We start from the raw sequence: 10,282 nt of genomic DNA, 5'->3' as shown, positions 1-10,282 counted from the left end.
CGGTTTTGTTTGCGTGTCATGGGTCAACTGGAAAACGATATGATCCTGGGCACCAGCGCCTACAAAAACGGGCTGCGGGCGACCACGTTTACGCAACGGGATAAAGGAATCGGATACCTGGCCGGCGCATCCGACGACCCGCAAATCGTGCGGACCGCCTATATCGACGCACCGGAAGCGGACAAGATCACCGCCCGCGCCCACGCCCTCCGTGCCGCCGCCGGCACCCTCACCGGCCACGCCATCGGCGCTGACGACGACATGGCACAGCGAGAGTCCACAGTGTCGCTGTTGGACGATCTGGTGGCCGTCACCCGCGCAGATGAACCCAAAGTGTGGCTAGAGACCCTGGCGGCACGGTTGGCGGAGCTACGGCCCGACACATACGGCACTTGGGCCACAGTGGACGGTGAAACCAGGGCACGGCAACTCTCCGCTGCCCTCAAACCCTACGGACTCACGCCGCTACAGGTGTGGGGCAGCACCGGCAGCGGGAAGGGTGCCAACCGGCGCGGCCTCGCCCTAGCCGACCTCCTCACCGCCGACGAACGGCGGCAGCGACGGAGCCCGGACGGGCAGCGCAAGCCCGGTCCGAGCGGCCCACCGTTTAGCCGGCCACCCCGCTAGACCTAGCAGACCCACTAGCCAAGGAAACACCCCATGACCAGGCAACTAGCACCTAGCAGACCAAGCTGGTACCAGGCCCGGCGGGCCCTGATGAGCCCGACAGAGAGGGAGGCACGACGACATGGGTAGGCATCGCCGCATCCGGGTGCGCGGTCAGCTCCGCCGCACCCTCGACCCCGGCCGTGTATCTCAGGTCGTGATCGCGCTCAGCCGCCACCGAGCCCAACGAGCACGCCAGAGTAGCCACGCTCGCAGCGTTGTCCGACGTGATCAAGTCAGGATGCAGCAGGCGCGATCCGAGGTGCGGGCACGGGGTGGGGACGGGGGGCCGAGATGACGGCAGCATCGGCGGCGCGCAAGCGCGAGCATCGTAAGAAGGCTTTTACGCTGTTGCGGGTGTCTGATCCTAAGCAAGTGAAGCGGGAGTATGACCCGGAAGGTATTTCCCTGCCAGATCAAAGGATTGTTACCAGGCGCAAAGCCGACGAATTGAACGCCGATATCGAGGAAGAATTTCGCGAGCGTGGCGTGTCGGGTCGGTCGGTAGAAAAGCGGCCGGAATTCCAACGGATGCTTGCCCTGATCAAAGAACGAGGCGACATCGACTATGTGATCGTTGACTCGTTGTCACGGGCAAACCGGAACCGGACTGATGACGTCTTGATGATGTTAGAACTTAGAAAAGCCGGCGTTACGGTGGTCTCGGCAACGGAAAACATTGACGATACTCCGCCGGGGCAACTCCTGCACGGAATCATGGCGGCAGTTAATCAGTTCCGCTCTGATTCCGATGGTCTCATTATCAGCCGGAAAATGGAGTATAAGGCCAGTATTGGCGGAACCCCCGGTCGCGCTAAAATCGGTTATCTCAATGTGAGAGAGCGGTACGAAGACCGCGAAGTGGCTACCGTCGTGGTAGACGAGCAACGCGGTCCTCTCGTCAAACTCGCGTTTGAGATGTTCGCTACTGATCAGTACACAATAGAAAGTCTCCATGAGGCGATGGTTGACGCCGGACTCTATGCGCTGCCGCACGGTAAGCAGCCGATCAAGCCCATATCGCGTAGTCAAATCGGACGGATGCTCCGAGATCGCTACTACATCGGTTACGTCACCTTCAAGGGAGTTGAATACAAAGGCCGGCATCCGCACCTCATCCCTACAGAACTGTTTCACCGCGTTCAAGAAATTCTCAACGCGCACTCAGGCGCGGGGATCCGGCAACGCAAACATACCCACTATCTAAAAGGTGTTCTCTGGTGTGAACGCTGCGGGCATCGGCTCATTATCGCAGTGGCAAAAGGAACATATGAATACTACTTCTGCCGTGGTCGTCAACAAGGCGTGTGTGACCTACCCTATATGTCCGTTACTCACGTTGAAAAGGCGATCAAAGAGTACTACGCCACGATCAGCTTTCCGGCTGACTTCCGCGACGCGGTGCGGAAACAACTCGACAGCGAGCTAGCAGCGAACACCGACAGCACCAGGCACCACCGCGAGACACTCAACAAACGACTCGCGGAACTGTCCACACAGGAAGACCATTACCTCGACCTAGTCGGCGATCCCGACTGGCCACGAGACAAACTCACCCAACGGATCGTGACCATCCGCACCGAACGCGACAAGATCCTCAACCAGATTGATGCGCTCGCCGCTGACGTCAGTGTAGGTCGTGACATCCTCGACACCGCGTTGAAGCTCCTGGACCGTCCCCAGCGGCTCTACCGAGCCTGTCCACCAGCCCAGCGCAAGATCCTCAACAACATCATCTTTACCCGGCTCACCCTCGACATGACCGGGGTCACCAGTGATCAGCTAGCCGAACCCTTCGACCAACTCATCCCCGCCGGCCGGCACTACACCCAACACCGACAGCTACCCAACCCCCAACCACTCCACCACGACACCACACGACCCGGCGGCCACAACCGACCCACCAACCCACCCAGACACGCGTCGTCACCAGCGCTAACACAACGTGGCCACAGTTCGAGTAAGACCACATGGGTGCCCCCGGCAGGACTCGAACCTGCGACCCAAGGATTAGAAGTCCTTTGCTCTATCCGCTGAGCTACGAGGGCGTGGACGGCGTCGTCGCCGGCGAGGCAGGCTAGCCATCCCGTGGGGTCTGATCGCTCGGGACGGGCCGGCCGTTTCTGAATCGCCTCGGATGAGTGATGTCCGAGTGATGTCCGTTTCGCTAAGGGAGTGGTTAAGCCGGCGGGGGAGCGGTGGACGCGCGCGGGACGAGCTCGACGCTGAGGGTGGTGGGCTGGCCTGGTCTGGCCCCGTCGAGGAGGCGAAGGGCCAGGTCAGCGATGCGGCGACCCTTGTCGACGAGATCTTGGCGGATGGTGGTGAGCGGGGGGTCGGACCAGCTGGCGCCGGGGGTGTCGTCGAAGCCGACCACCGACACCTCGGACGGCACGGACAGGCCGAGCTCGCGGGCCGCGCGGATGGCGCCCAGGGCGAGTTCGTCGGACATGCACAGCAGGGCGGTGGGTCGCGGGGAGCGCGTCATGAGCCAGCGGGCGCCCTCGCGGCCGAGGTGCTGGTCGCCGCAGCGCGCCTCCCAGAGCGGCACCGAGTCCGGATCGATGCCGAATTGGGCCAGGCCGCGCAGGTACCCGGCGACGCGGTCCCGGGTCACCCGGTAGCGCGCGGATTGCACTCGGGCGGGTGACGCCGGCCCGTGCTTCCCGTCGGGGCTGAGCCCGAACGCCAGGATGCCGACCCGGCGGTGCCCCAGCTCACCGACGTGCCGGGCGGCCAGTTCCGCGCCGCCGGTGTCGTCCACCTCCACCCGCGCGGACCCGGGCACCACCGGCTGGTCCACCACCACGAGCGGCAGTTTGCGCTGCCGCACCGCGTCGAGCGCGGGCGCGCGGTCGGGCAGGGAATACGCCACCACGACGTCGGTCTGCGCCCGCGCCACGCTTTCCGGGCGCGGGCCGAGGTCGTTCACCCCGGGAAGCAGCAGCAGGGCCCGGTCCCCACTGTCCACTGTGGACGCCAGGGAGTCCAGCATGATCGACAAGGCCGGGTCGGAGAACGCCGACGAAAGGCCCTGGCCCAGCAGGAACGCGACCGATCCGGTGCGCTGGGTGGCGAGGCTCCGCGCGGTCGGATCGGGACCCGGGTAGCCCAACCGTTCGGCCGCGGCGATGATCCGGTCCCGGAGCTGCGGGGAGAGCTGGTCGGGCCGGTTGTACGCGTTCGACACCGTCGCCCGGGACACGCCGACCTCGAGGGCCACGGTGTCCAGGGTCGGCCGCCGTGCCCGGTCTGGACTCACGAAGACAAGCCTAAGGTCGCCGCCCGAAGAATTTGAGTAGCGGCTACTGAAGCGCTTCAGTTAGGCTCGACCCATGGCAAAGGCGCGGATCGCGGTCCTCTGGGCGTTCGTACTGCAGGGCGTCATCGTCGGCACCTGGGCGCCGCGCATGCCCGCGGTGGCCGCCCAGGTGCACGCCGAGGCCGGCGAGCTCGGCCTGGCCCTGCTGGGCGGCGGTGTCGGGCTGATCGTCACGGCACCGATCGCCGGCCGGCTGTGCGCCCGGTTCGGCGCCCGCCGGGTCGTCACCGTCGCCGCCCTGATCGCCGCCGCCGTGCTGCCGCTGCTCGCGCTGGTGCCGACCCCGGCGCTGCTCGGCCTGGTGTTCGTCGGCCTGGCCGGCGCCGCCGGCACCGTGGACGTAGCCATGAACGTCGCCGCGGTCACGGTCGTGCGGCAGATCGAGCGCCCGCTGATGCCGGTGTTCCACGCGGGCTTCAGCTTCGGCGGGCTGTTCGGCGCGCTCGGCGCGGCGCTGGCCGCCGCCCGTGGGCTCGACCTGGGCCTGCACTTCGGTCTGGTCGGGCTGCTTGCTGCGGCGATCATCGTCGCGGTCGCCCGGCACGTGCCGAACGAGCCGGTGCTCGCCGTGACGAAGACGGCCAGGCAGCTCGGCGGCCGCATCCCGGCGCGCCGGCCGGTGCTCTGGCTGCTGGGTGTCACCGTGCTGTGCGCCGCGATGGCCGAGGGCGCGAGCGCCGACTGGTCGTCGCTGTTCGCGGTGCGCGATCGCGGTCTCAGCGAGGCAACCGGGGCGATCGTGTACGCCGGCTTCTCCGTGTCCATGGCGATCACGCGGCTGCTGGGCGAGCGGGCCGAACGGCGCTGGGGTCCCGAGCGCATGCTGGTCGCCGGGGCCGCCGTGAGTGGGAGCGGGTTGCTCTTCGCCGTCCTCGTTCCGGCCGGCTGGGCCAGTTTCATCGGTTTCGCGCTTGCCGGAGCCGGTTTGGCCTACACGTTCCCGGTCGGGTTGGGGCTCGCCGGCGCGGCCGGCCGGCGGGCGGACGGTTCGGGCGGCGAGCGGGAGTTGGCGTTCGTCACCGCGATCGCCTACAGCGGCTTCCTGCTCGGCCCGCCGTTGATCGGGTGGATCGCCCAGGTCACCAACTTGGCGGTGGCGCTGGGGATGGCCGGCCTGGTCGCCGCGATGATGGGTCCGGGCGTGCTCGCCGCGCGGTGGGCCCGGCGTCGCGAGGTGCCCGACCAGGTCGAGCCAGCACCGCAGACCGCGGCGGTGCCGTCGACCTGAACAGCCGAGCCTTGACTCGTTGGCAACCTGCGCACGCCTAGGCTCAAACCCGTGTCCGTCGACAGCCCTCCGGAGAAACCGGCTCCGCTGAAGGTCTCCGGCGCTGGCGCGGTGCCGCTGCTGGTCGTGGGAGGCCTGTTCGCGGCGCTGATCGCCGCCGCCCTGCTGACGCTCGCGGCCGGTCCGCTCGACCGGGACGTGATCAACGCCTACGGCCCGACGGTGGTCCGCGTGATCGCCGAGCTCGGTGGCGTGCTGACCGTCGGCTCGCTGCTGTTCGCCGCGTTCCTGGTGTCGCCACAGCAATCCGGGACCCTCGACGTCGCCGGGTACGCGGCCCTGCGGATGGCGAGCTGGTGCGCCGCGCTGTGGTTCGCCGGCGCCGCGGTGCTCGTGCCGTTCACCGTGGCAAGCGCGGTCGGCAAGCCGGTGTCCGCCGTCCTCGAGCCGCGGACGCTGTTCAGCCTGGCCAACCTGTTACCCGACGCGAAGGCCTGGATGATCACCGCGGCGGTCGCGCTGCTGCTCGCCGTCGGCGCGCGCGTCGTGCTGTCCTGGGGCTGGACCGTGGCGCTGCTCCTGGTGGCCCTCGGCGGGATCGTCCCGGTGGCGGTGACCGGGCACTCGTCCAGCCGGGAGCACGACCTGGCCAGCAACAGCCTGCTGCTGCACCTGTTCGCGGCCGCACTCTGGGTCGGCGGGCTGGCCGCGCTGCTGGTGCACGGCCGCCGCGCCGGACAGCACCTGGGCCTCGCCGCGTCACGGTTCTCGAGGATCGCCCTGGTCTGCTGGATCACCATGGCGGTCTCCGGCGTGATCAACGCGCTGATCCGGTTGCCGCTCGGGGACCTGTTCACGACCTCCTACGGCGTGCTGGTGCTGGGCAAGGCCAGCGCGCTCGGGCTGCTCGGCGTCGTCGGCTATTTCCAGCGGGAGCGCGGGGTGAAGGACATCGTGGCCGGCCGGGGCGGTCACGCGCTGTTCCGGCTGGCGGCCATGGAAGTCCTGATCATGTTCGCCACCATCGGCCTGGCCACGGCGCTGGCCCGGACACCCCCGCCGCCGGATGGAACCCTGCCGGACCCGGTCGAACTACAGATCGGCTACGGGCTCGACGGTCCGCCGACCCTGCTCCGGCTGCTCTTCGACTGGCGGATTGACTTGGTCTACCTGGTCGTGGCCGGCACCCTGGCGGCGCTGTACCTGGTCGGGGTGCGGCGGCTGCGGGCCCGGGGGGACGCCTGGCCGGTCGGCCGCACGGTGGCCTGGCTGGGCGGCTGCTTCGTGATCATCATGGCGACCAGCTCGGGTTTCGGCCGCTACGCGCCGGCGATGTTCAGCATCCACATGGAAACCCACATGATGCTGTCCATGCTGGCGCCGGTGCTGCTGGTGCTCGGCGGGCCGGTCACCCTGGCCCTGCGCGCGATCCCGCCGGCCGGCAAGGACGCGCCGCCGGGTCCGCGGGAGTGGCTGCTGGCGGCGGTGCACTCGCCGGTGGCGCGGGCGCTGACCCATCCGGTGGTGGCGCTGGTGCTGTTCGTCGGGTCGTTCTACGTGCTGTACATGTCCGGGCTCTTCGACGCCGCGCTCGAGCTGCACTGGGCGCACCTGGCGATGAACGCGCACTTCCTGCTGGTCGGGTACGTGTTCTACTGGCCGGTCATCGGCATCGACCCGGCTCCGCGCCGACTTCCGCACGTGGCGCGGCTCGGCATGGTGTTCGCGTCGCTGCCGTTCCACGCGTTCTTCGGCGTGATCCTGATGAGCATGCAGACCGTGATCGGCGAGCGGTTCTACCGTGGGCTCGGCCTGCCCTGGGCCATCGACCTGCTGGCCGACCAGCGCCTGGGCGGCGGGATCGCCTGGGCGACGGGCGAGCTGCCGCTGCTGGTCGTGCTCATCGCGCTGCTCATGCAGTGGGCCCGGGCCGACGAGCGGGAGGCCCGCCGCGCCGATCGCCGGGCGGACGCCGACGGTGACGCCGAGCTCGAGGCCTACAACGCGATGCTCCGCCAGCTCGCCGAACGCGACGGCCGCTAGGTGTGTTTCGAAATGCCGCGTCGGGGTGCCTGGATGTGGCTGTTGGCGGTGGCTGGCGTCTCAAAAGCCGGTGGTGCTGGTGTGACGAGGGGTTCTCCGGTGGCAGCGTTGTATGCCCTGAAGGGGCCCTTCGGGACGTTGAGCGTCCTGAAGGGGCCCCTTCAGAGCACTAGCCACCACCCCACTGGCCCCACCCGTCACATGGGTCACGATCACCCGCGCAAGATCCACAACTCCAGAGGAGCCGCACCCATCGCTGTTTGAGGACGGAAGTGCTTGATCTCCCAGCATTTCCGTCCCCAAACGATGATCACACCGCGGACACCGGCCCCGCGCCAGACCGACCGAAGATCACTTCGCTCGATTCCCGCCCCGCCAACCGCACTCGCAAGATCCGTCAGCTCATCCTGGTCTCCAGCTCGTCTTTGCGATCCAGCCACTCCGAGGAACCGGCACCTGCCAGGACAACCCGAGGGGGACAAGCAGGCGCAGGGCCTGCGCGAAGAGGGAATCCGGCCAAGGGTAATGAGTTCGAAACACCGCCTAGCACACCCCACCGACACCCCCACCGTCCCAAGATCGTCTTGAGGGTGGTTGTGCACAGGCCGACCCCCTGTCCACAGATCACCGCGCAGCGGCCCGGACTGCTCACCCCGCCCGGCATCGTGGGTCTCATGCACGCGGCGCGACCACGGCGCCGCGGCGAACCGCAGGAAGGAAGGCGAGCAATGTTCGAGACCCCTCTCACCGTCGTGGGCCGCGTGATCAGCGACATCAACCAGCGCACGACGCAGAGCGGCGACAAGGTGTGCAGCTTCCGCGTCGTGGCCAACGAGCGGAAGTTCAACCGGGAGAACAACGAATGGGTCGATGGAGACCACGTCTACGTCCGGGTCACCTGCTGGCGAAAGCTCGCGGAGAACGTGTCCGTGTCGCTGTTCAAGGGTGACCACGTAGTGGTGACCGGTCGGCTGTACGTCAGCCAGTACGAGGTCAACGGCGAGCCGCGGTCGAGCCTCGAGCTGGATGCCAGGGCGGTAGGCCCCAACCTGATCATTAGCCCGGTCATGATCGGGCGGGCCGCCCGTGACCACGTCCCCGTCGACGCCCTCACCCGCGACGACTTCGAGCTGGCCGAGCCGGCGGCGGGGACGAAGGTGGCCGAGCCCCTCGCGGCCTGATCCAATTCCGGTGGCGGGCCGCGGTGGCGGTCCGAACCGGTTGACGCACCTGAAAGGGGGTGTGTGCCCGAGCCGGTCGGCGACGGGCGGTGGATCGATCCGGTCGATGTCGCGGTCCGCGCTCAGGTCCGCACGGGCAGCGCTCTACGATCGCGGGCATGGCGGAGTTCATCTACACCATGAGGAAAGTGCGCAAGGCGCATGGGGACAAGGTCATCTTGGACGACGTGACCCTGTCCTTCCTCCCCGGGGCCAAGATCGGGGTGGTTGGGCCCAACGGCGCCGGCAAGTCGAGCGTGCTGCGGATCATGGCCGGGATGGACCAGCCCAACAACGGCGACGCGTTCCTCACGCCAGGCTTCAGCGTCGGCATCCTCGAGCAGGAGCCCAAGCTCACTGAGGGCAAGACCGTGCTCGGCAACGTCGAGGAGGGTGTCGGGGAGGTCAAGACGAAGCTGGACCGCTTCAACGCCATCGCCGAGCAGCTGGCCACCGACTACTCCGACGAGCTCATGGAGGAGATGGGCAAGCTCCAGGAGGACCTTGACCACGCCGACGCCTGGGACCTCGACTCCCAGCTCGAGCAGGCGATGGACGCGCTGCGCTGCCCACCGCCGGACGCGGACGTCAGTGTGCTTTCCGGAGGCGAGCGCCGCCGGGTGGCGCTGTGCAAGCTGTTGCTGTCCAAGCCCGACCTGCTCCTGCTCGACGAGCCGACCAACCACCTGGACGCGGAGAGCGTGCTCTGGCTGGAGCAGCACCTGGCGCAGTACCAGGGCGCCGTCCTCGCGGTGACGCACGACCGGTACTTCCTGGACAACCTGGCGGAGTGGATCCTCGAGCTCGACCGCGGGCGGGCCTACCCCTACGAGGGCAACTACTCCACCTACCTGGAGAAGAAGGCCGAGCGGCTCGAGGTCCAGGGCAAGAAGGACCAGAAGCTGCAGCGGCGGCTCAAGGACGAGCTGGCCTGGGTCAGGTCGAACGCGAAGGCGCGGCAGACCAAGTCGCGAGCCCGGCTCGAGCGCTACGAGGAGATGGCGGCCGAGGCCGAGCGGACCCGCAAGCTCGACTTCGAGGAGATCCAGATCCCGCCGGGTCCGCGGCTGGGCACCGTCGTGGTCGACGTCCAGAAGTTGCGCAAGGGCTTCGTCGACCGGGTGCTGATCGACGGGCTGTCGTTCAAGCTGCCGCGCAACGGGATCATCGGCGTGATCGGACCGAACGGAGTCGGCAAGACGACGCTGTTCAAGACGATCGTCGGGCTGGAGCAGCCGGACGCCGGCGAGGTGCGGGTCGGCGACACGGTGAAGCTGTCCTATGTGGACCAGGAGCGCGCGGGCATCGACCCGAAGAAGAACGTCTGGGAGGTGGTGTCGGAGAAGCTGGACTACATCCACGTCGGTCAGGTGGAGATGCCGTCGCGGGCGTACGTGAGCGCGTTCGGCTTCAAGGGGCCGGACCAGCAGAAGCCGGCGGGGGTGCTCTCCGGCGGTGAGCGCAACCGGCTCAACCTGGCGCTGACGCTCAAGCTGGGCGGCAACCTGATCCTGCTCGACGAGCCGACCAACGACCTCGACGTGGAGACGCTCGGCTCGTTGGAGAACGCGCTGGAGCAATTCCCCGGCTGCGCGGTGGTGATCTCCCACGACCGGTGGTTCCTGGACCGGGTGGCGACGCACATCCTGGCCTGGGAGGGCGACGAGGAGAACCCGGCGAAGTGGTTCTGGTTCGAGGGCAACTTCGAGGGATACGAGCGCAACAAGGTGGAGCGGCTCGGTGAGGAGGCGGCCCGCCCGCACCGGGTCACCTACCGCAAACTGACCAGGGACTAGGCGGAGC

5 protein-coding genes, 1 tRNA gene and 2 pseudogenes are annotated in these 10,282 nt (G+C 67.8%); 6 read left to right on the top strand and 2 right to left on the bottom strand.

The window, feature by feature from the left end:
- A pseudogene (locus VGR06_RS31850) lies at positions 1-627 on the top strand (cell division protein FtsK); the annotation flags it as partial.
- 333 nt (positions 628-960) lie between these two features.
- Positions 961-2,019 (top strand): annotated as a pseudogene (locus tag VGR06_RS44100) (recombinase family protein); the annotation flags it as partial.
- 622 nt (positions 2,020-2,641) lie between these two features.
- Here VGR06_RS44100 and VGR06_RS31840 read toward each other — a convergent pair.
- Together VGR06_RS31840 and VGR06_RS31835 are read right to left on the bottom strand one after the other, a co-directional pair.
- Positions 2,642-2,714: transfer RNA gene (locus VGR06_RS31840), tRNA-Arg, on the bottom strand.
- Between the two features lie 131 nt (positions 2,715-2,845).
- Positions 2,846-3,928, bottom strand: a complete 1,083-nt coding sequence (locus tag VGR06_RS31835) for a LacI family DNA-binding transcriptional regulator (RefSeq protein ID WP_327562875.1) — start codon at positions 3,926-3,928, stop codon at positions 2,846-2,848.
- A gap of 73 nt (positions 3,929-4,001) precedes the next feature.
- On the opposite strand from VGR06_RS31835, the gene VGR06_RS31830 reads away from it, so the two are divergent.
- The 4 genes from VGR06_RS31830 (at position 4,002) to ettA (ending at position 10,275) form a co-directional block, all read left to right on the top strand.
- On the top strand, positions 4,002-5,216 hold the full coding sequence (locus VGR06_RS31830) for an MFS transporter (RefSeq protein WP_327562874.1): 1,215 nt from the start codon (positions 4,002-4,004) through the stop codon (positions 5,214-5,216).
- Between the two features lie 51 nt (positions 5,217-5,267).
- Positions 5,268-7,259 (top strand): cytochrome c oxidase assembly protein, encoded by a 1,992-nt coding sequence (locus VGR06_RS31825; protein WP_327562873.1) that lies wholly within the window; start codon positions 5,268-5,270, stop codon positions 7,257-7,259.
- Between the two features lie 728 nt (positions 7,260-7,987).
- Positions 7,988-8,440 (top strand): single-stranded DNA-binding protein, encoded by a 453-nt coding sequence (ssb, locus tag VGR06_RS31820; RefSeq protein WP_327562872.1) that lies wholly within the window; start codon positions 7,988-7,990, stop codon positions 8,438-8,440.
- A gap of 158 nt (positions 8,441-8,598) precedes the next feature.
- Positions 8,599-10,275, top strand: coding sequence for an energy-dependent translational throttle protein EttA (ettA, locus tag VGR06_RS31815; RefSeq protein ID WP_327562871.1), 1,677 nt, complete (start codon positions 8,599-8,601; stop codon positions 10,273-10,275).
- Positions 10,276-10,282: the final 7 nt, after the last annotated feature.

The organism is Actinophytocola sp., from assembly GCF_036002505.1.
Classification (GTDB): domain Bacteria; phylum Actinomycetota; class Actinomycetes; order Mycobacteriales; family Pseudonocardiaceae; genus DASYTH01.
Note: the sequence above shows the minus strand (reverse complement) of the source record. Positions and strands in the feature narration are given on the sequence as shown.

Excerpts from the sequence above, each read along its gene's own strand:
- VGR06_RS31830 (WP_327562874.1), top strand. The coding sequence starts at position 4,002 with ATGGCAAAGGCGCGGATCGCGGTCCTCTGGGCGTTCGTACTGCAGGGC.
- ssb (WP_327562872.1), top strand. The coding sequence starts at position 7,988 with ATGTTCGAGACCCCTCTCACCGTCGTGGGCCGCGTGATCAGCGACATC.
- ettA (WP_327562871.1), top strand. The coding sequence starts at position 8,599 with ATGGCGGAGTTCATCTACACCATGAGGAAAGTGCGCAAGGCGCATGGG.